Below are 23,177 nucleotides of genomic sequence, written 5' to 3'. Positions count from 1 at the left end.
ATTGCGAGGAGCCGTAAGGCGACGTGGCAATCTCTAGCTGCTTTTTTATTGCCCTTGACGCTAACGCTCGCGGCGTGTGGCGACGACGATAGCTCGTCTGCATCGGCAGGGCCGAATGATGACCCAGGTGTAGAATCTTCTTCTTCTGAGGCAATCACTTCAAGTTCCTCGGAGGAGGTTTCTTCAATTCCTTCTGTGCAAGAACCCTTTAATCCAGGGGAATATCGTACTTGTGATAAAAAGTACGAGGGTAAATTTTTAATGTATCAGTACCGGGAAACGTTAGACGCTTGGAATGGAACGTATAGAATCAATGCCGATTTTTACAAATGTGAAAATGGTAAGTGGTCTGGACCTTCTGCAACTTCTCCGGAAAATCTAACGGAAGGTGATGTGATTCGTGCTGCTCCAGACGATTGGGAAGGTGATGAGTTTTATGTTGCTCCTGACGATTGGGAATGCGATGCGGAAAACGAAGGTCAGGTGCAATCGTGGAGGTTTATGGTGTTTTCGGTTCCCCATTCGCCGATGGGTTACACGCCTACTTATTATGCACGGTGTGAGCAAGGTGACTGGGTTTTATGCGAACCGGAAAGTTCGTCAAGCAGCAGTATGGACAATGCTTCGTCGAGTTCGGTGAAGTCGAGTAGTTCTTCATCCGTCATTCTGAGCGCAAGCGAAGAATCCAGTAGTAGCTTGGCAGAGTCCTCGTCTAGCGTCGCGGAGTCGTCTTCTTCAGTCGTCACACCGCAGTCGAGCTCCAGCTCGACAAGCGTGTCCAGCAGTTCTGCTGATGTGCAGTCAAGTTCTAGCGAAACTGAGTCAAGTTCCAGTAGTAGCGAGGACAATGTGGACTGTTCGGCTCTTCTGGAAGAAGAAAGGGAAAAAGATAGGTGGAATTGGGATATTCCCAAAGAATGTCGCTTCAATCCGGATATTGCCTATGGCATCATGACTGACTCCCGCGACGGACAAACCTACAAGACCGTAAAGATAGGAGACCAGACCTGGATGGCCGAGAACTTGAACTTTGATCCAGGGCAGGGTGGTTCTGACGATGCTAAATACGATTGGTCCTGGTGCAATGAAGAACCTAAAAACTGTGCCGTGGCCGGACGCCTTTACACTTGGGCGGCAGCGATTGACTCGGTGAAACTGGCGACCGATGCCGACAATCCGCAGGACTGCGGTTACGGCAAGACCTGTACGATTCCGGCAAAGGTGCAGGGCGTTTGCCCCGAAGGCTGGCACCTGCCCACGAGTGACGAGTGGGCAATTCTGTTTGATGCGGTGGGTGGTCAGAGCAATGCGGGCAAGGTTCTCAAGTCGCAGACGGGTTGGTATCATAATGGCAACGGTACGGACGGCGTGGGCTTTTCCGCGCTGCCTGCCGGCAGGGTCTACGAAGGCAACATCGGCGTGGCTGGCATCAGCGCGTTCTTCTGGAGTTCTACCGAGGACGATGAAGACGACGCGTACAACTTGTTCTTGGACTACGACGGAGGCCTTGCGTACCTGTCCTTCCGCAGTAAGGTCAATGCCTACTCGGTCCGTTGCCTCAAGGACTAGCCGGGTATGAAAAGCCTTGTCATTTACGTGCACGGGAAGGGCGGGAACGCCGACGAGGCGCTGCATTATAAAGGTTTATTCCCTGATGCCGATGTTCTCGGGTTTGATTACAAGGCTGAAACCCCGTGGGATGCCAAGAAGGAATTTCCGGTATATTTTGATTCTGTCGCGGCGGGCTACGGCGAAGTGATTCTTATAGCAAATAGCATCGGGGCGTTCTTCTCGATGAATGCGCTGGCCGATAAACCCGTCAAACAGGCGTACTTTATTTCGCCGATGGTCAACTTGGAAAAGCTGATTTGCAACATGATGATGTGGGCGGGAGTCTCCGAAAAGGAACTTCGTGAAAAGAAAACCGTGCCGACGAATTTCGGCGAGACGCTCTCGTGGGAATACCTGTGCTATGTGCGTGAAAATCCGATTGAGTGGAGCATTCCGACAAAAATTCTGTACGGATCGAACGACAACCTGACCTCGCTAGATACGATGCGCGATTTCGCCCAGAGAATCGGTGCGCCCCTGACCATGATGGATGGCGGCGAACACTGGTTCCACACCGCCGAGCAGATGGCCTTTCTGGACAAGTGGATGCTAAATTGCTAAAAAAAAACACGATTTTAGCCTTATTGGTGCAAAAATTGTGAGTTTTGTTGCGTTATTCGTATGAAAAATGCAGAAACTATTGCAAAATTGATATGAATAATGATGGGTGTTGGATATATTAAATTACAATTAGTTCGGCCTAGATTTATAAATTATACCATTTGGTATTATATCAAATGGTATAATTTTTTTGGTGAGGGGGGGGGCGAAAAATGGTGATTCTATGCAAAAGTATTGCTTTTTGCAGTTATTTTGACTATATTTTGATATGATAGTGCAGGAGGTCTCTATGCCGATGTCGGTTTTGCAAATAAGGATTGAAGAAGATTTGAAAAAGCAGGTTTCCGACCTGTTTGAAAGCCTTGGGATGGATATACCCACGGCTGTGCGTATCTTTTTCAAGCGTGCTCTTGTCGAAAACGGAATTCCGTTTGAGGTGAAGGGAACACCTCCGACGTATAAGGGGCATGATTTGCTTTATTACCTCAATGAGGCGCAGAAACAGGCCCATGAACATGGCGTTGACAACTTGAGCGAAGAAGAAATCGAGGCCGAAATCAAGGCTGCCCGTGCGGAGAGAAGAAAAAAGAAATGATATACGCCGTAATTGATACGAATGTTTTGGTTTCTGCAGCATTGGCTTTTGGAAGGGCGTTTTCTGTTCCCTATTCTGTATTCAAGGCTGTTGTTGAAAGAAAGTTTGTTCCTTTGGTTGACGATAACATTGTTCGAGAATACTGCGATGTACTTTCCCGTTCGAAGTTTTCGTTAAAGCAGGATGTTGTTGATGGCATTGTTCAAACGATTGTTCACGCTGCGATAAATCAGCCGGTTCAACCATCTGATATAGAACTCCCTGATAGCGATGATGTTGTTTTTTATGATGTGGCTAGGGCTCATCAAGATAAAGGTGCTTATCTTGTGACTGGAAACTTGAAACACTTTCCAAATTGTGGGTTTGCTGTTTCTCCCCGTGATTTTATGAATGTCATTACACTGAATAAGGGTGCGCTTATGTTGAATGACAATACGGTAGCTTACAATCCTACTCCTACGAAACAAGATGGTTTGAATTTGCTTGCCGCCTTGCACGAGGCGCAGCGTCAGGCTCATGAAAATGGGGTGGACAATCTGACCGAAGAAGAAATCGAGGCCGAAATCAAGGCTGCCCGTGCGGAGAGAAAGAAACGGCTTGGAACGAACGGATGAACGAGATTTCGGAAAAAGATGTAAAAAGGCTTTGGGTCGAGAAAGACGCTGTTTGTGTCGAACTGAAAGACGGCCGAATCGGGCGTGAACTCATCCGCGATTACGAACCGCTGAGGAAGGCTACGCGAAAGCAGTTGGAGAATTGCCGCGTTGATTGCGATGGCGTGTGGTTTGACGATCTGGACGAAGGCCTGGAACTTTCGGGATTCTTTTCGGGTGAAAAATTTAGTCGTTCGTGATGTGCGGGCGGCTTTTGTGTTGGTGCTTTGGGCTTGTTTTGCTTTTTTGGGGTGAAAATAAATTACATTTTCTTTAGATAAATATTGTTTGGAGGCGTTTATGAAGAAGTTTCTTGTGCTGTCATCCTGGCGGACAGCACTTGGCAACTTGTTGCCTAGTGCGCATGGCCACCAAGGTGGGAGCCGCATTGCGGCGATAGGATTTATGCTTATTATGGCGATGTTGTTTGCCGCCTGCGGGGATGACGACAGCAGTTTTGCCCCACGCGACAATACTGTGTCCGATTCCGACATCGTTGCGGAATCTTTTGACGATTTGCCGGTTTGCAGCAGCAAGCGCGAGGGTGCGACAGCCTACATAAAGGACGAAAAGAACGCCTACATGTGCGTAGACGGCGACTGGACCTTGAATGACGATGCTACATCTTCATCCAGCGTCACAGCGGACGAAACGAAGCAATCCTCTTCAAGCGAAGCCCTGCAATCTAGTAGTAGTGAAGTCAGAGCAATAAGCAGTTCTTCTGAAAACATAAGCGCAGGTAGCATTTACGATGCAACCGCAAAAACGCTGAAAGATTTGCGCGACGACAAAACCTACAAGACTGTGACCATTGGCACCCAGACCTGGATGGCGGAGAACCTGAACTACGAGACGGGGAATAGCTACTGCTACGGCGATGATGCTAGCTACTGCTCCAAGTACGGCCGGCTGTACACCTGGTCGGCAGCCATGGACAGCGTCGGCACATGGACCACAAACGGCAAGGGCTGCGGTTACAAAAAGACTTGTTCTCCGACTTATCCCGTTCGTGGCGTTTGCCCCAGCGGTTGGCACCTGCCCAGCAAAACTGAATTCGAGACCTTGTTCTCGGCAGTGGACGGAGTGCAGGACGAATATTACACTACTCGTTGGAATGGAGCCGGTACGGCCCTCAAGTCCACCAGTGGCTGGAACGAATATGAAGGCGAAAGCGGTAACGGCACGGATGCTTTCGGGTTCTCGGCGTTGCCTGCCGGCATCAGGGACAGCGGTGGGAATTACGGCAACGAGGGCTACTTCGCGATCTTCTGGAGTTCTACGGAGTACTATAGCAACTACGCGTACAGCATGTACTTGTACTACTACTGCGACTACGCGGACCTGATCGACACCAATAAGGACTACGGGCGTTCTGTTCGTTGTCTCAAGGACTAGGTTGCCAACCGTCACACACCCGCTGTCACCCTGGAGCCGAAGGCGATAGGGTCCATGGCAATGCACCCGCATGGCGCCGCACCCGCAGTCGGGAACCCTCGTCACACCGTCGCCACGTAGTGGCAAGTGTGTCCATTGGCATGACGATGCGGGATAAACTAGTGCGTCCCGTGCCGAGAAATGTCAACTTAATTGCTATTTTGTAAAAAAAACAGGAGGAAACCCGTATGCGAAACAGAGTGTCCTTGGCGTTCCTTTTTTCCGGGGCCCTGCTCGTGGCCTGCAGCGACGACGACTCTTTTATCCAGCGCCCGTCCGGTGGCTTGCCTGCCGAGGTGGCCGACAAGGCAGAGCTGGAAACCTACGAGTGCAGCATGGACGTCATCGGCGAGAAGGTCTATGTGGTCGACCTCGGGGAGAACTATGAATGTGACGGAGATGAGTGGTTCCGGTCCTACGACCAGCCGAAGTCGAGCAGTTCAGCGAAGTCTTCCTCCAGCGTCACGCCGAAGTCGAGCGGTGCTACAGGCGAGGCGTCTCCCTGTAGCGCATTGCCAGGGGGTGATTGCAATTACGGTACCCTGACCGATACCCGCGACGGCCAGACCTACAAGACGGTGACCATCGGCGACCAAGTGTGGATGGCGGAGAACCTGAACTATGCCTACACCGGCGTTCCCTATAACTATAGCGGTTACACCTCCGATTCCACTAGCTGGTGCTATAAAAACGAACCCGAAAACTGTGCCAAGTACGGTCGCCTGTACACCTGGGCGGCAGCCATGGACAGCGTCGGCACATGGACCACAAATGGCAAGGGTTGCGGCTATGGTTCGGAATGCTCACCAACCGGTACTATACGCGGCATTTGCCCCGAGGGCTGGCACCTGCCGGACACCACGGAATGGAATACGCTGTTCTCGGCGGTGGGCGGCAGTTTCACAGCCGGTACGGCTCTCAAGTCCACTAGCGGCTGGAATGAAGATGAAGGCGAAAGCGGCAACGGTACGGATTCTTTCGGGTTCTCGGCGTTGCCTGCCGGCTACAGGTACAACGGTGGGGATTACGACAACGAGGGCTACGACGCGTACTTCTGGAGTTCTACGGAGTACAATAGCAACTACGCGTACTACATGCTCTTGTACTACAACTACGACTACGCGGCCCTGTACGACGGCAATAAGAACTACGGGTTTTCTGTTCGTTGTCTCAAGGACTGATTTTTGTCCTGGATTTTGAATTCGTTCATTTGTTGTGAACGGGTTCTTTTTTGTTTGGTCGGAAAGACTTGAAAAGCTGATGCTGACCTTCGTCAGCATGACTGTAGGCGAGAAATGCCGGGGCGTTGCGGGCTGGCGACTGAAGCCCGCAGAGGGGGTGTATGGAAGACTAGCCTTGGACCCTATCGCTGCGCTCCAGGGTGACAAGAAGGCTAGGCTGCAATCAGGGGGAGGCTTCCCCCTTTTATAGACGAAAGAACGGGCCATTGGCCCTATAGACTATAGGCGAAAGAGGAAAAAAGGCGTTTTGCGTGGAAAAAACTTATAATCTTTCGTCTTTCGTCTACCAGCGAAGCGGTCTTTCGTCTAATTTACTATCTTTCCCCCCGGAAACATTCTAATTAACAGAGGTTCAAAAAATGAATTATTTCAATTCTATCCCTATGCGTCGCCAACTCGAAGAAATTGGCCACTGCCGTTTCATGGAACATTCTGAATTCAGCCGTGGTGTTGAAGCCCTCAAGGGCAAGAAGATCGTGTTCGTCGGTTGCGGTGCCCAGGGTCTCCATCAGGGTCTTGACCTGCGCGATAGCGGCCTCGACGTCTCTTACACGCTCCGCAAGGAAGCCATTGAACAGAAGCGCCAGTCCTGGAAGAACGCTACTGAAAACGGCTTCAAGGTCGGTACCTACGAAGAAATGATTCCGGATGCAGACCTCGTTTGCAACCTCACACCGGACAAGCAGCACCACAACGTGATCCCGGCCATCATGAAGCTCATGAAGAAGGGCGCCGCCCTCTCTTACAGCCACGGTTTCAACATCGTTGAAGAAGGCCAGGAAATCCGCAAGGACATCACTGTGATCATGGTCGCCCCGAAGGGCCCGGGTTCCGAAGTCCGTAGCGAATACGTTCGCGGTTTCGGTATGCCTTGCCTTATCGCTGTGCACCCGGAAAACGACCCCGAAGGTAAGGGTTGGGACTACGCCAAGGCTTACGCCGCTGGCCTCCATGCCGACCGTCCGGGCGTTCTCGAAAGCTCTTTCGTTGCCGAAGTGAAGTCCGACCTCATGGGCGAACAGACCATCCTTTGCGGTATGCTCCAGACCGGCACGATCCTCTGCTACGACAAGATGGTGAAGGATTTCGGCGTTGAACCGGCTTACGCGGTCAAGCTGCTCCAGTACGGCTGGGAAACGATTTCCGAAGCCCTGAAGCACGGTGGCATCACCAACATGATGGACCGTCTCTCCAACCCGGCCAAGATCCGCGCCACGGAACTCGCCGAAAAGATGAAGAAGATCATGAAGCCGCTCTACTGCGAACACCAGGACAACATCATCTCTGGCAAGTTCTCCAGCACCATGATGGTTGACTGGGAAGCCGGCGACAAGGACCTCCTCAAGTGGCGTGGCGAAACGGGCGAACTCGAATTCGAAAAGGTCGAAGCTACTGACAAGGTGATCACCGAACAGGAATACTTCGACCGCGGCGTTCTCATGACCGCTATGATCAAGGCCGGTGTGGAACTCGCATTCGAAACCATGTGCTCCGTGGGCATCAAGCCGATGAGCGCCTACTACGAATCCCTCCACGAAACTCCGCTTATCGCGAACCTCATCGCTCGTAAGAAGTTGTACGAAATGAACCGCGTGATCAGCGATACCGCCGAATACGGTTGCTACCTGTTCGCCAACAAGTGCGTGCCTCTGCTCGCCGACTTCATGAAGAACGAAGTGAAGAAGGACGACATCGGCGCTATCTACGGCGAAGGCAAGACCACCGCTGTGGATAACGAAGAACTCATCAAGGTGAACAAGAGCATCCGTCAGCATCCGGTGGAAGAAGTCGGTGCTTGGCTGCGCGAACGCATGTCCGGCATGACGAAAGTTGTCTAAGCTTCGTCTAGCTTCGTTCTCGACCCTCTCGCTGTACTAGTTGTACAGCTTCGGGATCTGCGGCCTCGCTATACTCGCTTATCCAAGCTTTCGGAAAGAAGTGTAAAACTGGCTGTAATGAACATTTTCAAAAGCCTGTCGGGAACGCCCGATGGGCTTTTCTTATAGAAAAATTCGATAACTCCGCATAAAAACATTGTATTGGACGGGGTGAAAATCGCGTTCTATATTTGGCAGCACCTAAAGTTGTACGGAGATGCTGTGAAGATAGAACGGCTTAAAACGGATTTGCTGATTATAGGCGGCGGGACGGCCGGCTGTTATGCGGCTATTACTGTCGCTGGCGCCGGCCTCAAGATACTCGTCGTTGAAAAGGCGAATATCAAGCGGAGCGGCTGCCTCGCGGCGGGCGTGAACGCGCTGAATGCCTACATTACCGAGGGTCGCACGCCTAGGGATTATGTGGAATACGCGAAGAAGGACGCCGACGGAATCGTGCGCGAGGATTTGCTCTATTCCATCTCCGAGAGGTTTAACGAAGTCACGGCGCACTTGGAAAAGCTGGGCCTGGTCATCTTGAAGGACAAAGACGGCAAGTATGTGACGCGCGGGAACCGCAACATCAAAATCAACGGCGAGAACATCAAGCCGATTCTGGCTGCGGCAGTCGCGAAGGCGCCGAACGTTCAGGTGCTGAACCACGTGAACATTTTCGATTTTTCCGTTCACGACAACAGGATTGACGGTGCGTTTGGTTTCGGGATAGAGAACGATACTTTTTACGCCATCGAGGCGCGCGCGGTGATTGTCGCAACGGGTGGTGCCGCCGGGCTTTACCGCCCGAACAATCCGGGATTTTCGCGGCACAAGATGTGGTACCCGCCGTTCAATACGGGTGCGGGTTATGCCATGGGTATCCGTCACGGTGCCGAGATGACCACGTTCGAAATGCGGTTCATAGCGCTCCGTTGCAAGGATACGATTGCCCCGACGGGGACGCTTGCGCAGGGCGTGGGTGCGAAGCAGGTGAATACGCTTGGAGAAGTTTACGAGACCAAGTACGGGATTTCTACCTCCGAACGCGTTTACGGGACGGTGGCCGAAAATCTGGAAGGCCGCGGGCCGTGCTACCTGCGCACCGTCGGGATTACGCCCGAGCAGGAAGAATCGCTTTTGAAGGCTTACCTGAACATGGCTCCATCGCAGACGATTCGCTGGATTGAAAACGACACGCCGTCGAAGGCGAATGTGGAAATCGAAGGTACGGAACCCTACATCGTGGGCGGCCACACCGCAAGCGGTTACTGGGTGGATACCAAGCGCGCGACGACTATTGAAGGTCTCTATGCCGCGGGCGATGTTGCCGGTGGCGCTCCGCAAAAGTACGTGACGGGCGCGCTTGCCGAAGGCGAGATTGCAGCAAAGAGCGCGGCGGAATATATAGAGAGTTTGTCGGCCCTTCGGCAAGCTCAGGGAACTGACGCGCCGGGCGTGAACCCGCTGGGGAAAATTTTGGAAGAGGAGGTTGCAGAACATGTCGCAGAAATCGAGAAGTTCCTCAATAACAAGAACGGCGCGGACACCGCTGAAAGTCTTGAAGAAGCAATGCAGGCGGCTATGGACGCTTATGCAGGCGGTATCAAGACGGGCTATCGTTATAGCGAAAATCAACTAGCGATTGCCCTCAAGGAAATCGAGAAAATCGAGGCCCGCGTGGGCGACTTGCATGCCGCCGACTTGCAAGAAGTCATGTACATCTACGAACTCAAGGAACGCCTGACGGTCTGCAAGAGCGTGATTGCGCACCTGGCCGCACGTCACGAAACCCGTTGGCACAGCTTCGCCGAAAACACCGACTATCCCGAAAAAGACAACGAACGTTTCCGCAAGTACGTGAATTCCCGTCTCGAAAACGGACAAATTAAAATCATCTTGCGCGAACTCACCACAGAAGGGCAAAGGAACTATGAGCATCATCATTGATCAAGGCAAGTGCATCGGGTGCGGGCGCTGCCACGATGTTTGCCCCGGCACGTTAATCAAGATAAACGAAAACAAGAATGCGTTTATCAAGTACCCCAAGGACTGCTGGGGTTGCACATCGTGCATCAAGGAATGCCCTGTTCACGCCATCAGTTTCTTTCTCGGCGAAGACATCGGTGGCAAGGGCTGCAAGGTGCATACCGAAAAAGTCAAGGGCGAAAAGAACGATATCGTGCGGTGGTTTTTTGAACTGAATGACGGAAGCGTCAGAACCATTGACATCGACCCCAAGGAATCGAACAAGTATTAAAAGAATTCACAACAATCGTCATTCCGGGCTTGGCCCGGAATCTTAATGGAGATTTAATTTGAGCGAATTTTCACACCTCGACGAGCTGGAAGCCGAAGCAATTTACATCATCCGCGAAGTCGCTGCAGAATGCGAGAAGCCGGTGATGCTCTATTCTATCGGCAAGGACAGTTCAGTCATGTTGCATTTGGCCATGAAGGCCTTCTACCCCGAAAAGCCGCCTTTCCCGTTCTTGCACGTGAACACCACGTGGAAGTTCCGCGAGATGATTGAGTTTCGCGACCGCACGGCGCAAAAGCTCGGCATCGAGATGCTGGAATACATCAACCAGGATGGCGTCAAGCAGGGAATCAACCCGTTTGACCACGGCGCAGCATTCACCGACATCATGAAGACGCAGGCCCTGAAGCAGGCTCTCAACAAGTACGGTTTTACCGCCGCATTTGGCGGTGGTCGCCGCGACGAGGAAAAGTCCCGCGCAAAAGAACGTATTTTCTCGTTCCGCAATTCAGCACACGCCTGGGACCCGAAAAATCAGCGTCCCGAAATGTGGAAACTTTACAATACCAAGATTAACAAGGGCGAAAGCATCCGCGTGTTTCCGATTTCGAACTGGACCGAAAAGGACATCTGGCAGTATATCAAGCGCGAAAAGATTGACATTGTCCCGCTGTACTTTGCAGCCCCGCGCCCGGTCGTGGTGCGCGACGGCAACATCATCATGGTGGATGACGAACGCTTCCCGCTGCGGGAAGGCGAAACGCCCGAAATCAAGTCGGTACGTTTCCGCACGCTCGGTTGCTACCCGCTTACGGGCGGCATCGAATCAACTGCCACCACACTTGACGAAATCATTGACGAAACCTTGAGCGCGGTATCTTCGGAACGCACTTCCCGCGTGATTGACAACGAAGCCGCGGGCAGCATGGAACGCCGCAAGAGGGAGGGATATTTCTAATGAAAGGCTTGTTGAAATTTATTACATGCGGTAGCGTGGACGATGGAAAATCAACGCTCATCGGGCACATTCTTTACGATTCCAAGTTGCTTTACGCCGACCAGGAAAAGGCTCTGGAACTCGACAGCAAGGTGGGCAGCCGCAGCGGAAAGATTGACTATTCCCTTTTGCTGGACGGCCTGATGGCGGAACGCGAACAGGGCATTACCATTGACGTGGCGTATCGCTATTTTACGACGGATCGACGCAGCTTTATTGTGGCTGACACCCCGGGGCACGAGGAATACACCCGCAACATGGCGGTGGGCGCCTCGTTTGCGGACCTCTCCGTGATTCTCGTGGATGCTTCGCAGGGCGTGCTGGTACAGACCCGCAGACATGCCCGCATCTGCAAGCTCATGGGCATCCGTTACTTTGTCTTTGCGGTCAACAAGATGGATCTTGTTGGTTACAGCAAGGAACGTTTCGAAGAAATTCTCGCGCAAATCAACGAACTTGCGGCAGAACTTTCGCTCCACAGCGTCTACGTGATTCCGCTTTCGGCTACTGAAGGCGACAATGTGACCGAGAAATCCAATAATATCGCCTGGTACTCGGGCAAGGCCCTCCTGGATTATCTCGAAACCATTGATATCGACGACGCACAAACTGAAGCAGGTTTCTACCTGCCCGTGCAACGCGTGTGCCGCCCGGATCGCACTTTCCGCGGGTTCCAGGGGCAAATCGAAGCGGGCGCAATCCATGTGGGCGATACGCTTACGAGCCTTCCGAGCAACGAGAAGGCGACTGTCAAGGGAATCCTGCGCGGCGACAGGAATGTGGAAGAGGCTCACGCCGGTGAACCTGTCACCATATCGCTTGATCGCGAGGTGGACGTGTCTAGAGGTTGCGTGCTGGCGAAAGACGTGGACATCGGCAGTTACAAGAAAATCAAGGCGTCGCTTTTGTGGATGGACGATGAACCGCTTTCGCTCGGCAAGGACTTCCTTGTGAAACTCGGAACGAAGACGATTCCTGGAATCATAAATAAAATTGATTATTCCGTAGATATTAATAACGGAAAACATATCAATTCCGATGCGCTTGAAAAGAACGGCATTGCCGTAGTCGAGATTGTGTTTGCTGAAGCCATTGTCGTGGACCTTTTCGAAAAGCACAAGACTTTGGGCGAACTGATTTTGATTGATCGCGTGACCCATGCGACATCGGCATGTGGTGTTGTGGAAGGCCTTTACGAAAGGCTGATTGCTGCAGGCGAAAAGGCCGAATTCGTGCAAGGCGAACGCCATGGTCGCGGAGAAATCTTCGAAGAGTTCTTCTACGATACGGCGACACTCTCTGTGGTGAAGCAACAGCCCGTAAGGCAGCACTACACCGTAGGTGACGAAATTCCGACAGTGGGGGAGAGCTACCGCTATCCCGATGATTTCGACATTATCATTTTGCGTGACAGCGTTGCCGTGAAGGTGCGCGATAGGCGCATTTCCGAAATCACGGAAGCAGATGCGTACCTTTACGACGGTTTCCCGGTCATTAACGGACGTGGCTTTGAAATCAAGGTCCACTCCGACGAGGATGTGTCTCGTTTGCTTCGCGAATACGCCGAAGCGGGTGAAATTGACCGTGAGGAATTCTTCAAGAAGTGGACAGTTTTTGACACGTACAGGAAGGTTGTGATAAAGTAAAATATAAGGTCCCCTAGCGGGGACCTTTTTTTATAGCAAAAACCGATAACTCCGCATAAAATTAAAGTATTGGACAATGCGAAAAACCCCTTCTATATTTGTGCGCACAAAAAAACAAAACAATAACCATAACCAAGGAGTTTAAGAATGAACCAGAATTTTGCAAAGCTCGCCGCCGCTGCGGTCATTACGACTTCCCTTTTCGCCTCCAACGTTTTCGCCCAGGAAGCCCCGAAGGCAGAAGCTGCCGCGCCCGAAAAAGCGAAAGAGGAACCCGCTTTCAAACTCACCGGAAACGTGCAGGCGCAGGCCATCAAGGCCGTTTACGATAACGATGCCGACAACACGCTCGACAATTCCTTCTTGCGTGCAAACATCGGCGGAAAGTTCACTTCCGGCGATTTCGAGGCGGTAATCAACATTCGTATCTTCTCTCCGGTCTTTGGCAACAAGGTCAAGGACGGTGACGGCAAGAACTTCAGCTTCGACAAGATCAGCGCCGATACCTACTACGCCAAGTACAAGTGGAATACTGATTTCGGTGATTTCAGCGCGCAATTCGGTCGCTTCCGTACGGACTGGACTGTTGCCGGTAACTTCGGTACCTACGTGGACGTGCACCTGAACAAGCGCGGTTTCCTTGCCCGCGATTACCAGCACGACGCTCTCGGCTTCGGCTTTGACAAGGGAATTTCTAGCTTCAGCCTGTTGCTCGGTACATACGATAACAAGTTCGATACCGGTTACCTCCGCGCCGAAGAAACCGTGAAACTCGGCGATGCGAAAATCAGCGCCGCCTACCGTGGAAACCTTCTCGACCCGATTCAGCACACGGCAGAAGTCTCGCACCGCATTGCAGGCCGAGCAAGCTACTATTTCGCGAAGAATCTCGGCCTCTACGGCGAAGTTGCCTACATCACCACGGGTGACGGCGAAAACCTCTCGGCAGCAAATGCCATCAAGTCTGAATACGCCCAGGGTACCGACTACGTTCCGTTCTTCGTGGGTGTGGAAATCCCGACTGCGGGCATCTTGAACAGCCTCTATGCGGAACTTGAATACGTTGGCGACCGTGACGAAATCCAGGCCGGTGCCGATGAACTCGCCTGGACGGTGAGCCTCATCAAGAAATTCGGCAAGCACAGCAAAATTCAGTTGAGCGCCTACAGCGAAAAGGAACTCTCTGATGTTGCCATTGCTGCCCGCTTTACCGCAAGCATCCAGTAATTACATCTCCAAAACCTTCCCCTGGCGTAACCCGCGCCGGGGGCCTTTTTTTTATTTGCAATGCCTTAAAAGGGCTGCAATGTAGGCTTTGGCGTAGCGCGACGAAGTCCTTGACCTCGAAAAGAACGGCATTCGCATTATCCAGATTGACGAAGCCGCCCTCCGCGAAAAGCTGCCGCTCCGCAAAGAAACTGCGCAACGAAAAGTAAGTCGCTTTTGCATCTCGACTCGCAAAACACGTCCTCGACGTTATCAAACGCCAAGGGCGTTTTTTACTTACAGAGCAATGCGAAAGCCTGCACCGCCTTTTGCACATTCCTCTTATCCACCGAGGAATAGTTAATGACGAACTTGTGCACAGAGGGCTGCGCTTCGAAATAGTATTCCGAAAGGGCCTTGATGTTAACGCCTTTTTGGCGCAGCTGTCTGCAAAAATCGGAATCAGAACATTTTATCGACGCTTCCAAAATAAAGTGCAGACCGGCATCTTCTTCATAAATGCGAACAACGCTTGAAAGCCTGCTTTTTCTTATTGCCGATAGCAGCGCGTCGCGCTTGGCGCGGTAAAGGTTACGCATGCGGTTGATGTGCGTCTCGTAATACCCCAAGTCGATGAATTTAGCCATGACGTACTGGTCCAGATTCGATACGGAACAAGAGTAGAACGAAAGTTTCTGATGAAATTTTTCGACAAGATGCGGCGGGAGCACCATATAACTAAGCCTAATCGCAGATGTCATCGTTTTGGAGAATGTATTCAGGTAAATCACCTTCTCAGAAACATCGATGTTTTGCAACGCAGGAATAGGCTTTCCCGTCATGCGAAATTCGCTGTCATAATCATCTTCTACAATGTAGCGTCTCGGCGATTCAGTAGCCCAGCTGAGCAGGCGGTAACGCTCGCCAATGGGCATCACCTTTCCTGTCGGAAAATGATGGGCAGGGGAAATATGCATCACGTCAACGCCGAAATCTGCGACCGAGTCCACAAAGTTATCGTTCAGAATAGGGACGTGACGAACTTTGACGCCGTATTGGCTATACAGCTTCGATATTTTGCTCCAACCAGGGTCTTCTACGCCATAGCACTTGTCAAATCCGAGCAATTGTACTAGCAAGCCATAAAGGTAATCAGTCCCGGCACCAATGACAATCTGTTCTGGCGACACCTGGATATTTCTGAATTCGCGGAGCATGCGAGCGATGGCTCGGCGAAGTTCCAGCGAACCCATTCCCGGAGAAACTTGCAACAAATCGTTCTGCCTTTCGCAAAGGACCTCGCGAGTGATTTTTGCCCAAGTGGTAAAGGGGAACGCCTCGATATCGGAACCGTTGCTTGCGAAATCAGCGATATATTTCGGGTTGATATGTTCTGACTCGTCGGTGAGTTCTGCGCGGAGCCTGCGCGTGCGGGGTTTCTTGCGGTTCCGATGGACTTGCGCGTTAACCGCAGCATTTATGTCTACAACAAAGAAGCCTTTTTTAGGGAGCGAGTAAATGTAGCCTTCGGCGAGGAGCTGGGCGTAAGCATTTTCAACCGTCACGACGCTAATGCCAAGATTCTGCGCAAGATTACGTTTGGAAGGGAGTTGCTCTTCGGCAAGGACGTTTCCGCCTACGATATCTTTTTTGATGCATTGGTAAAGGTAATGGTAGAGGCTGTTTGCTCCCGCCTTGGACATATCGTAAGTGAACATGAAACTGACCTTATTAGTATTGCTAATCTGATATTTAACTGACCTTATAAAAATAGTAAAAAACTGAATATTGTGCAGGTCAAGCGAATGTTTTAAATTAAGCGCCGTAAACAAAACAATCACTTTCAAGGAGATTTACATGGCTGACCAGAATCGTTACGAACTCAATAAGAATCTTGCCCAGATGCTCAAAGGCGGTGTCATTATGGATGTGACAACCCCCGAACAGGCCAAAATCGCCGAAGCCGCAGGTGCCGCCGCCGTGATGGCCCTGGAACGCATTCCTGCCGACATCCGTGCCGCGGGCGGTGTATCGCGCATGAGCGACCCCAAGATGATCAAGGGCATTCAGGATGCTGTCTCTATCCCGGTCATGGCCAAATGCCGTATTGGCCACTTTGCCGAAGCGCAGATTTTGCAGGCTATCGAGATTGACTACATTGACGAAAGCGAAGTGCTTTCTCCTGCCGATGACATTTTTCACATCAACAAGCGCGAATTTGACGTTCCGTTCGTCTGTGGCGCGAAGGACTTAGGCGAAGCGCTGCGCCGTATCGAAGAAGGCGCATCGATGATCCGTACTAAGGGGGAGCTGGGTACGGGCGACATCGTCCAGGCCGTACGACACATGCGCCTAATGAACCAGGAAATCGCCCGCATTTCGAGCATGCGCGAAGACGAGCTCTATAACCGTGCCAAGGAACTCCAGGTGTCGTACGACCTGGTGCGCTTCGTTCACGACAACAAGAAACTCCCCGTGGTGAACTTCGCTGCCGGTGGTGTTGCCACCCCCGCCGATGCCGCCCTCATGATGCAACTCGGTGCCGAAGGCGTTTTCGTAGGCTCCGGAATCTTCAAGTCCGGCAACCCCGCCAAGCGTGCCGCAGCCATTGTGCAGGCAGTTACCAATTACACCGATGCAAAGCTTATCGCCAAGCTCTCTGAAGACTTGGGTGAAGCCATGGTCGGTATCAACGAACAGGAAATCGCGTTGCTGATGGCCGAAAGGGGAAAGTAATGGGAATTAGACCGCAAATTGGCGTACTCGCGGTGCAGGGGGCGTTCATTGAACATGAACGCATCCTCAAATCGCTGGGTGCCGAAGTATTTGAAATCAGGCAGTTACGCGACCTTGACCGCCATTTAGACGGTCTCGTACTCCCCGGTGGCGAAAGCACCGTGCAAGGGAAGCTGCTCCACGATTTGGGGCTTTTCGAGCCTCTTCGAAAAAAGATTGTCGAAGGCCTGCCTGTGCTTGCAACATGTGCCGGCGCAATCCTCCTTGCCGAAAAAATTGCAGGCGAAAACAAGGCGCATTTCGCGACACTCCCCGCCATTATTCGCAGGAATGCTTACGGAAGGCAGCTTGGCAGTTTCTTTACGGAAAACGAAGTCGCGCACGTCGGAAAAGTTCCGCAGACCTTTATTCGCGCGCCCTTCTTTGAATCAGTCGGCAAAGGCGTCGAAGTCCTTTCGCGTACGGCAAGTTCAAATACTGCAGATGCTCCCGAGCAAATCGTTGCCGTTCGCTACAAGAACCAGATTGCACTTTCGTTTCACCCGGAACTTAATAGCGACACGAGCATTCACCGGTATTTCTTGAAGTTAGTGGGATGATTCGCTTTCTACTTGCCAGGTGAAGCCCGCCGCCTCGATGGTGCGGAACGTTTCTTCGAGGCTCTGGCCGCCTTCGGTGAGGTAGCCCGAGGCAAAAATAGAATCAGCGATTTTGAAGAGCGTCTTCTCGTGCCCCTTGAAATACACTTCGCGACCGGCGGCGCAGCGGATATCCGATTTCGGGAGCATCAGGCGCGCAAGGCAAAGCACCTTGATGCAGTATTCGGGCGTCAGCGCCGAAATATCACGCTTCGCTAGGCGCGTGCCTTCTACCGGCAACAAGAAATTGATGGGCACCGAATCCGGATTGATTTCAAGCAGTTCGAAAAGCATATCGACGACATCTTCGGGCGTTTCACCCATGCCGATGATGCCGCCGGAGCAGATTTCGAAGCCGAGGCCTTTCAGCATTTTCAGGTTGTCGATTCGTTCCTGGTAAGTGTGCGTGGTGCAGATGCTCGGGTAAAAACGACGGCTGCTGTTCAGGTTGTGATTGATGCGGTTGAGGCCTGCCTCTTTAAGAATCAACGCCTGCTTTTCGGTCAGGAACCCGATGGAACAACAGATTTGCGTGTCGTTCTTTTTCATCTTGCGGATGCGTTCGGCAAGTTTTTCGATGTCATCGTCCGCAAAACGGATGCCGCTGAGCCCGATGCAGTGTCTCGCCAAATGCATTTCGTCAACGAGGTCGTTGTCGCCATAGAGTTTTTTATCCTCTACATAGCGGTACTTTTCAATAGGTGCCTCGGAGTCGCGCGACTGGGCGCAATACGCGCAGTTCTGCGTACAGTTTCCGCTGCGGACATTGGTGAGCAACTGAATGCTTACGCGGTTGCCTTTGTACTTGGTACGCAACTGATATGCCTGTTCAATCAAGTTCGGCACCGAATCTGCGTTCGCATTCAAAATTTTAAGAGCTTCTTCTCGTGTCAAAGACATAATTTATCCTAAATTTTCAGTTTCAAAGGATTTTACGCCCTGCTTAAGGCGATTCAACCCGTCAAGGCAAACGCTTCTGGGACAGGCTATGTTCATTCTCAAAAAATGTTCTCCGCCAGAACCATAGGCATCGCCTCCGATAAGGAACAGGCCCGTCTTTCGCCTTAAATAGGCGGCAACATTCCTTCCCGTATCTTTCAATGATGAAATATCAAGCCACACGAGGTAGGTGGCGTCGCCCTTCACGGCAGAAATCTCCGGAAGTTCTTTTGCTAAAAAGTTTTCGACGAGTTTCTGGTTTTCAAAAACGTACTCACGCAGGCTATCAAGCCATTTTTCGCCTTGCTCAAAGGCGGCGACGGTAGCCACTGTCGCAAAAGAATTTGGTGCGCTAAACTTGTCTGCGTGCAGTGCATGTCGAACCTTTCTCCGCAAAGCAGGATTCAGCACATACACTGCCGATGTATGGAGCCCGGCCAAGTTGAAAGTCTTTGTCGGCGCGATGCAGGTGATGCTCACTTCGCGGCAGACCTCCGACACGGCGGCAAAAGGCGTATAGCGCGTTCCCGGTCTCGTAATGTCGCAATGAATTTCGTCTGCAATGACGGTCACGTTATATTTTTTGGCTAGTTCGCCAATCGTTGCCAGGTCTTCTACGCTCCAGATTTTACTGATTGGGTTGTGGGGATTGCAAAGAATCATCAGGCTTGTTTGCGGGTCGGCGAATTTTTCTTCCAAGTCCGCAAAATCAATGGAGTAGGTTCCGCCCTTGTACAAAAGGCGATTTTCTGCCACGCGAAGCCCAGCGTCTTCTATGCAATTATAGAAGTTGTTGTAAACGGGCGATTGCACCACGACCTTTTCGTTTGCGGCCGCCAGATGCTTGAGAATTGCCGAGATAGAATAGACGACTCCCGTAGAGAAAAACAGGTTTTTCTGTTCCATTTTAAGGCCGTGCCGTCTTTCCCACCAGTCAATGTAGGCTTTATACCACGAATCGGGAATGTCCGTATAACCAAAGATGCCAAGTTCCAGGCGATTTCGGAGAGCCTCCAGAATTTCGGGCGCAGTCCGGAAATCCATATCCGCCACCCACATGGGGAGCTCGTTTTCGGCGACATTCCATTTTATAGAATCGTCATTTCGACGGTCTATGACGGTATCGAAATCATACATAATGCATGCTTCGCCTAAATAAAATAGGTCAAGTCGGATTTTTCAGTGGAACCGAGCATGGTCGCAACACCGCCAAGTTCCACACCGTCAATCAACTCTTCGGCTGTGATTCCCATGAGTTCCATCGACATCTGGCAGGCGACAAACTTCACGCCCTTCTGCCTTGCGCTTTCAATCAGTTCTTCTAGCGAAGAAACACCGTTCTGCTTCATGACCGCGCGAATCATCTTTGCGCCGATTCCGCCAAAGTTCATGCGCGAAAGTCCGAGTTTCTTGGAACCGCGGGGCATCATGAATCCAAACATTTTTCCGATGAGCGATTTCTTGACGCGCACCTTTTCGGGCCTGCGCAAAATGCTTACTCCCCAGAAGGTGAAGAACATGGTAACCGGGCGTCCCATGGCGGCAGCTCCGTTCGCCATAATGAAAGAGGCTATCGCCTTGTCCAAATCGCCGCTGAAAACGACAAACGTCTTGCCATGCTCAAAATCCCTTTTTTCGAGAGATTGGGGCGCGTCACGCTTTACGATGGTCGCATAGATTACGCCGTCTTTTTCGGAAAGCGATTTCAATTCATTGCCGGTTCGCTGGCACCAGACATCCACATCCGAAAAGAACGCTTTCTCGGTCGCTTCCACCTGGACTTCTTCGCCGACGGATACACTTTTGACCGCTTCGTCCACCTTCACGATTGGGCCTGGGCACTTGAGGCCCTTAGCATCCACATAGTGAATTTTCGGGACGGCGTCAAGCCCGCCTTCCACATTGTACACGTCGTAATCGCGGTCGGCGAGGATTTCAGCGACCTCTTCGGAACGGTCTCCCGTAGAACAGAACACGTAAACGGGCTTGTCCTTCGGGAGGCTGTCTATCTTCTTGGACAGTTCAAAGAACGGAACCTGCAGCGCACCATTTACAGGGCGTACGATGGATTCGCTGGGTTCGCGGACATCGAGCAGTGTCGAATTTTGAGCATTGACCGTGTAGAAATCTTTTGCAAGGAATTTTTTGACTTCGGACATTTTCTTTGTTGTGTATAAAAGTATTTAGTGATGGTGGTGATGATGGTGGTCCATCTCTACCGCAGGGGCTGATACCGCAGAGGTCGCCTTGTCGGGGGAATAGCCGGCAATGCCCGGATCCACCATGCCAAAAATCATGGCGATATGAGAGAATACGAGGAACGCCGCCAACAGCAGAATGCGGACAAGTGAACGTTGCGCTTCGCTAGCCTTTCGCCACAATACGCGCACATTGAGCAAAGCCAGCAAAATCATGGGGACGGCGGCAATCACGTAGGAACCGATGGCAACGGCATCGACCCAGGTGCGGAATTCGCCGTTAGATGCGAGCGGCACGACGATATTTGGAATAAAGTAAATGGCGATGATAACAAAGGCGATTCCGCCCAAAATTCCGCAGACACGGTTTATCTTTTTTACTAGGTTACTTCGTTTATCCGCAAAAGGCAAGAGCAATTCCGTAATGGCAACCGTTTCGGCAAGCACTACCGGGATTGCCATAAAGTAAATTAGGTTCCACGGGGAATTTTGCATGAGCAAATCCATATAGTGGGTAGAATACATATTGACCTCTTGAATTTTGGGGTGATACTATAAAATACAAATCGGGTTTACGTGGCGCAATATCCGGTGCTATACTATTTTCTTATACCTGCCGATAGCAAAAGGCTATTTTGCGTTCGATACTTATAAAAAAATCCGATAATACCGCATAAGAATTAAGTATTGGACAATGGCAAAAACGGGTTCTATATTTCGGCGCACAAAAAAACAACAAACAAAAACAATAAACAAGCGAGGTATAAGAATGAATCAGAATTTTGTCAAGTCCGCCGTTGCGGCAAGTCTCCTGATTGCGGGAACTATCGGGTTTAGCGCATGCTCTTCTTCTGACGAACAGAAGAGCGAAGCATCCGCCAAGAAGGTCGAAAAGCAGACGCTCACCAACGTGTCTTACGACCCGACCCGCGAACTCTACGCCAACTACAACGAAGTGTTCAAGAAGCACTGGAAAGAAAAGACCGGTGGCGAAGTGGAAATCACGCAATCTCACGGCGGTTCCGGCAAGCAGGCCCTGGAAGTGGCCAACGGTCTCGAAGCCGACGTGGTGACGCTCGCCCTTGAATTCGACGTGAATGCCGTGCGCGACGCGGGCCTCATCGAAAACGGCTGGGTCAAGGAATTCCCGCTGAACAGCTCCCCGTATACATCTACCATCGTGTTCCTGGTCCGCAAGGGCAACCCGAAGAACCTGAAGGACTGGGGTGACCTCGTGAAGCCGGGCATTGGCATCATCACGCCGAACCCGAAAACTTCCGGTGGCGCACGCTGGAACTACCTCGCCGCCTGGGCATGGGCCGAAAAGCAGTACAACAATGACGAGGTCAAGGTCAAGGACTTCATCAAGAAACTGTTCCAGAACGTGCTCGTGCTCGCTTCCGGTGCTCGCGGCTCTACCACCACCTTTATCGAAAACGGCCAGGGCGACGTGCTTCTCGCATGGGAAAACGAAGCCTTCCTCGCGCTCAAGGACTACCCGAACGACTATGAAATCGTAATCCCGAGCATCAGCATTCTGGCTGAACCTTCCGTTGCCATCGTGGACAAGGTGGTCGACAAACGCGGCACCCGCGAACTTGCCACCGAGTACCTAAACTACCTCTACAGCGACGACGGCCAGCACATTGCAGCGAAGAACCATTACCGCCCCTCCAACAAGGCCATTCTCGACCAGTACAAGGAATTCGACCAGAACGTGAACTTGATTTCTATCGAGCACTTCGGCGGTTGGGACAAGGCGCAGGGAACGCACTTCTCCAACGGCGGCATCTTTGACCAGATTTACGAAAAGAAGTAAGCCAGGTTGTCACTCTGGAGCCTCGAAGAGGCGATAGAATCTAGAGCCAAATTGTCATAGCGAAAATCCCTGCTCTCCGGAGCGGGGATTTTTTGATATTTTAAGTTTTATTCCTTTATTGAGCCCCGGCGTTCCCCGCCAATCCGATTTCGGCGGCGTGTTCACGCATGCCCTCGATGCAGATGGCAGCAACATCCTTCACGTCCATGCCGAGCAGGGTGCAGCCTTTCAAAATGTAGTCGCGATTGCATTTGGCGGCGAATTTCTTGTCCTTGAACTTCTTCACGAAGCTTTTCACTTCGAGGTCCAGAATGCCGTTGGGGCGCATTCTCGCGCAGGCCTGGATGATTCCGGTGAGTTCGTCCACGGTGAACAGGCTCTTTTCCATGTTGGTCTTGGGTTCCACCTGGTTCACGATTTCAAAACCGTGCGCCAAAATGGCACGCACGTCTTCTTCGGAGACGCCCTGCGCGAGCAGTTCCTTTTCGGTGTGCTGCAGGTGTTCTTCGGGAAATTCCTGGTAGTCGTAATCGTGCAGGTAGCCCACGGCCTGCCAATGTTCCACGTCTTCGCCGAAGTGCTTGGCCATCGCGCCCATGGCATAGCATACGTTGAGGGAATGGATGACCAGCGATTCTTCGGTTACGTGGCCCTTGTTGATTTCTTTTGCGCGTTCAAGTGTCAAGCTCATCTAATGCCTCCAAATTTTCAGTGGTAATATAAATATTTTCGCATGTCGGTTACACCCTGTTTGTTATAGAAAAAATTGATA

22 protein-coding genes and 1 pseudogene are annotated in these 23,177 nt (G+C 51.6%); 17 read left to right on the top strand and 6 right to left on the bottom strand.

Translation table 11 applies throughout. The annotated features are described in order from the left end of the window. Nucleotides 1-393 precede the first annotated feature (393 nt). The 14 genes and pseudogenes from B4A77_RS11170 to B4A77_RS12860 form a co-directional block, all read left to right on the top strand. Nucleotides 394-1,569, top strand: coding sequence for a fibrobacter succinogenes major paralogous domain-containing protein (locus B4A77_RS11170; protein ID WP_290740758.1), 1,176 nt, complete (start codon nt 394-396; stop codon nt 1,567-1,569). Nucleotides 1,570-1,575: 6 nt separating this feature from the next. Continuing rightward, on the top strand, nt 1,576-2,172 hold the full coding sequence (locus B4A77_RS11165; protein ID WP_290740755.1) for an alpha/beta hydrolase: 597 nt from the start codon (nt 1,576-1,578) through the stop codon (nt 2,170-2,172). Between the two features lie 289 nt (nt 2,173-2,461). Further along, nucleotides 2,462-2,767 (top strand): type II toxin-antitoxin system RelB/DinJ family antitoxin, encoded by a 306-nt coding sequence (locus B4A77_RS11160; protein ID WP_173348386.1) that lies wholly within the window; start codon nt 2,462-2,464, stop codon nt 2,765-2,767. Next, nucleotides 2,764-3,381, top strand: a complete 618-nt coding sequence (locus B4A77_RS11155; protein WP_290740751.1) for a PIN domain-containing protein — start codon at nt 2,764-2,766, stop codon at nt 3,379-3,381. Before B4A77_RS11160 ends, B4A77_RS11155 begins: the two co-directional genes overlap by 4 nt. Continuing rightward, nucleotides 3,378-3,620, top strand: a complete 243-nt coding sequence (locus tag B4A77_RS11150; RefSeq protein WP_290740748.1) for a DUF2442 domain-containing protein — start codon at nt 3,378-3,380, stop codon at nt 3,618-3,620. Before B4A77_RS11155 ends, B4A77_RS11150 begins: the two co-directional genes overlap by 4 nt. A 100-nt stretch (nt 3,621-3,720) precedes the next feature. Further along, entirely contained in the window at nt 3,721-4,815 is a 1,095-nt protein-coding gene (locus tag B4A77_RS11145) for a fibrobacter succinogenes major paralogous domain-containing protein (RefSeq protein ID WP_290740745.1), read from the top strand. Nucleotides 4,816-5,042: 227 nt separating this feature from the next. After that, nucleotides 5,043-6,035 carry a fibrobacter succinogenes major paralogous domain-containing protein gene (locus tag B4A77_RS11140; protein WP_290740742.1) on the top strand — a complete coding sequence of 331 codons (993 nt, stop codon included), beginning with the start codon at nt 5,043-5,045 and terminating at the stop codon, nt 6,033-6,035. Between the two features lie 419 nt (nt 6,036-6,454). Then, complete coding sequence (gene ilvC, locus B4A77_RS11135) at nt 6,455-7,933, top strand: ketol-acid reductoisomerase (RefSeq protein ID WP_173382941.1); 1,479 nt, start codon at nt 6,455-6,457, stop codon at nt 7,931-7,933. Nucleotides 7,934-8,194: 261 nt separating this feature from the next. Further along, nucleotides 8,195-9,916 carry an adenylyl-sulfate reductase subunit alpha gene (locus tag B4A77_RS11130; protein WP_290740738.1) on the top strand — a complete coding sequence of 574 codons (1,722 nt, stop codon included), beginning with the start codon at nt 8,195-8,197 and terminating at the stop codon, nt 9,914-9,916. After that, the gene (locus B4A77_RS11125) at nt 9,900-10,226 is read left to right on the top strand and encodes a 4Fe-4S dicluster domain-containing protein (protein ID WP_290740735.1); all 327 of its coding nucleotides are present in this window, start codon (nt 9,900-9,902) and stop codon (nt 10,224-10,226) included. The genes B4A77_RS11130 and B4A77_RS11125 overlap by 17 nt, the downstream gene beginning before the upstream one ends. Before the next feature lie 58 nt (nt 10,227-10,284). Then, nucleotides 10,285-11,184: a sulfate adenylyltransferase subunit CysD gene (gene cysD / locus B4A77_RS11120; protein ID WP_290740732.1), complete on the top strand. Its 900-nt coding sequence runs from the start codon at nt 10,285-10,287 to the stop codon at nt 11,182-11,184. Then, complete coding sequence (locus B4A77_RS11115; RefSeq protein ID WP_290740729.1) at nt 11,184-12,869, top strand: sulfate adenylyltransferase subunit 1; 1,686 nt, start codon at nt 11,184-11,186, stop codon at nt 12,867-12,869. The genes cysD and B4A77_RS11115 overlap by 1 nt, the downstream gene beginning before the upstream one ends. Before the next feature lie 147 nt (nt 12,870-13,016). Further along, complete coding sequence (locus B4A77_RS11110; protein ID WP_290729081.1) at nt 13,017-14,096, top strand: hypothetical protein; 1,080 nt, start codon at nt 13,017-13,019, stop codon at nt 14,094-14,096. 97 nt (nt 14,097-14,193) lie between these two features. Continuing rightward, nucleotides 14,194-14,283: pseudogene (locus tag B4A77_RS12860) on the top strand (hypothetical protein); the annotation flags it as partial. An 85-nt stretch (nt 14,284-14,368) separates the two neighbouring features. On the opposite strand, the gene B4A77_RS11105 reads toward B4A77_RS12860, so the two are convergent. Beyond that, nucleotides 14,369-15,793 (bottom strand): PLP-dependent aminotransferase family protein, encoded by a 1,425-nt coding sequence (locus B4A77_RS11105; protein ID WP_290740726.1) that lies wholly within the window; start codon nt 15,791-15,793, stop codon nt 14,369-14,371. Nucleotides 15,794-15,932: 139 nt separating this feature from the next. On the opposite strand from B4A77_RS11105, the gene pdxS reads away from it, so the two are divergent. Together pdxS and pdxT are read left to right on the top strand one after the other, a co-directional pair. Beyond that, nucleotides 15,933-16,811: a pyridoxal 5'-phosphate synthase lyase subunit PdxS gene (gene pdxS, locus B4A77_RS11100; protein WP_290740723.1), complete on the top strand. Its 879-nt coding sequence runs from the start codon at nt 15,933-15,935 to the stop codon at nt 16,809-16,811. Further along, nucleotides 16,811-17,410, top strand: a complete 600-nt coding sequence (gene pdxT / locus B4A77_RS11095) for a pyridoxal 5'-phosphate synthase glutaminase subunit PdxT (protein ID WP_290740721.1) — start codon at nt 16,811-16,813, stop codon at nt 17,408-17,410. Before pdxS ends, pdxT begins: the two co-directional genes overlap by 1 nt. Here pdxT and bioB read toward each other — a convergent pair. From bioB to B4A77_RS11075, 4 genes are read right to left on the bottom strand one after another with little or no spacing between them, the layout of a single operon-like run. Beyond that, nucleotides 17,399-18,349 carry a biotin synthase BioB gene (gene bioB / locus B4A77_RS11090; RefSeq protein WP_290740718.1) on the bottom strand — a complete coding sequence of 317 codons (951 nt, stop codon included), beginning with the start codon at nt 18,347-18,349 and terminating at the stop codon, nt 17,399-17,401. The genes pdxT and bioB overlap by 12 nt on opposite strands. A 3-nt stretch (nt 18,350-18,352) precedes the next feature. Continuing rightward, nucleotides 18,353-19,525, bottom strand: coding sequence for a MalY/PatB family protein (locus B4A77_RS11085; RefSeq protein ID WP_290740715.1), 1,173 nt, complete (start codon nt 19,523-19,525; stop codon nt 18,353-18,355). A gap of 14 nt (nt 19,526-19,539) precedes the next feature. Then, nucleotides 19,540-20,547 carry a DsrE/DsrF/DrsH-like family protein gene (locus tag B4A77_RS11080; protein ID WP_206674490.1) on the bottom strand — a complete coding sequence of 336 codons (1,008 nt, stop codon included), beginning with the start codon at nt 20,545-20,547 and terminating at the stop codon, nt 19,540-19,542. 24 nt (nt 20,548-20,571) lie between these two features. Further along, entirely contained in the window at nt 20,572-21,111 is a 540-nt protein-coding gene (locus tag B4A77_RS11075; RefSeq protein ID WP_290740711.1) for a DUF6803 family protein, read from the bottom strand. Nucleotides 21,112-21,355: 244 nt separating this feature from the next. Here B4A77_RS11075 and B4A77_RS11070 point away from each other — a divergent pair, with 244 nt between their 5' ends. Further along, entirely contained in the window at nt 21,356-22,405 is a 1,050-nt protein-coding gene (locus tag B4A77_RS11070) for a sulfate ABC transporter substrate-binding protein (RefSeq protein WP_290740707.1), read from the top strand. Between the two features lie 115 nt (nt 22,406-22,520). On the opposite strand, the gene B4A77_RS11065 is transcribed toward B4A77_RS11070, so the two are convergent. Continuing rightward, the gene (locus B4A77_RS11065) at nt 22,521-23,096 is read right to left on the bottom strand and encodes an HD domain-containing protein (protein ID WP_290740704.1); all 576 of its coding nucleotides are present in this window, start codon (nt 23,094-23,096) and stop codon (nt 22,521-22,523) included. Between the last annotated feature and the right edge of the window lie 81 nt (nt 23,097-23,177).

Origin of the sequence: Fibrobacter sp. UBA3718 (assembly GCF_002371935.1) — a bacterium.
Classification (GTDB): domain Bacteria; phylum Fibrobacterota; class Fibrobacteria; order Fibrobacterales; family Fibrobacteraceae; genus Fibrobacter.
This window is presented reverse-complemented; position numbering and strand designations above follow the sequence as displayed.

Excerpts from the sequence above, each read along its gene's own strand:
- B4A77_RS11165 (WP_290740755.1), top strand. The coding sequence starts at position 1,576 with ATGAAAAGCCTTGTCATTTACGTGCACGGGAAGGGCGGGAACGCCGAC.
- B4A77_RS11160 (WP_173348386.1), top strand. The coding sequence starts at position 2,462 with ATGCCGATGTCGGTTTTGCAAATAAGGATTGAAGAAGATTTGAAAAAG.
- B4A77_RS11155 (WP_290740751.1), top strand. The coding sequence starts at position 2,764 with ATGATATACGCCGTAATTGATACGAATGTTTTGGTTTCTGCAGCATTG.
- B4A77_RS11150 (WP_290740748.1), top strand. The coding sequence starts at position 3,378 with ATGAACGAGATTTCGGAAAAAGATGTAAAAAGGCTTTGGGTCGAGAAA.
- B4A77_RS11145 (WP_290740745.1), top strand. The coding sequence starts at position 3,721 with ATGAAGAAGTTTCTTGTGCTGTCATCCTGGCGGACAGCACTTGGCAAC.
- B4A77_RS11140 (WP_290740742.1), top strand. The coding sequence starts at position 5,043 with ATGCGAAACAGAGTGTCCTTGGCGTTCCTTTTTTCCGGGGCCCTGCTC.
- ilvC (WP_173382941.1), top strand. The coding sequence starts at position 6,455 with ATGAATTATTTCAATTCTATCCCTATGCGTCGCCAACTCGAAGAAATT.
- B4A77_RS11125 (WP_290740735.1), top strand. The coding sequence starts at position 9,900 with ATGAGCATCATCATTGATCAAGGCAAGTGCATCGGGTGCGGGCGCTGC.
- B4A77_RS11115 (WP_290740729.1), top strand. The coding sequence starts at position 11,184 with ATGAAAGGCTTGTTGAAATTTATTACATGCGGTAGCGTGGACGATGGA.
- B4A77_RS11110 (WP_290729081.1), top strand. The coding sequence starts at position 13,017 with ATGAACCAGAATTTTGCAAAGCTCGCCGCCGCTGCGGTCATTACGACT.
- B4A77_RS11105 (WP_290740726.1), bottom strand. The coding sequence starts at position 15,793 with ATGTTCACTTACGATATGTCCAAGGCGGGAGCAAACAGCCTCTACCAT.
- pdxS (WP_290740723.1), top strand. The coding sequence starts at position 15,933 with ATGGCTGACCAGAATCGTTACGAACTCAATAAGAATCTTGCCCAGATG.
- pdxT (WP_290740721.1), top strand. The coding sequence starts at position 16,811 with ATGGGAATTAGACCGCAAATTGGCGTACTCGCGGTGCAGGGGGCGTTC.
- bioB (WP_290740718.1), bottom strand. The coding sequence starts at position 18,349 with ATGTCTTTGACACGAGAAGAAGCTCTTAAAATTTTGAATGCGAACGCA.
- B4A77_RS11085 (WP_290740715.1), bottom strand. The coding sequence starts at position 19,525 with ATGTATGATTTCGATACCGTCATAGACCGTCGAAATGACGATTCTATA.
- B4A77_RS11080 (WP_206674490.1), bottom strand. The coding sequence starts at position 20,547 with ATGTCCGAAGTCAAAAAATTCCTTGCAAAAGATTTCTACACGGTCAAT.
- B4A77_RS11075 (WP_290740711.1), bottom strand. The coding sequence starts at position 21,111 with ATGTATTCTACCCACTATATGGATTTGCTCATGCAAAATTCCCCGTGG.
- B4A77_RS11070 (WP_290740707.1), top strand. The coding sequence starts at position 21,356 with ATGAATCAGAATTTTGTCAAGTCCGCCGTTGCGGCAAGTCTCCTGATT.
- B4A77_RS11065 (WP_290740704.1), bottom strand. The coding sequence starts at position 23,096 with ATGAGCTTGACACTTGAACGCGCAAAAGAAATCAACAAGGGCCACGTA.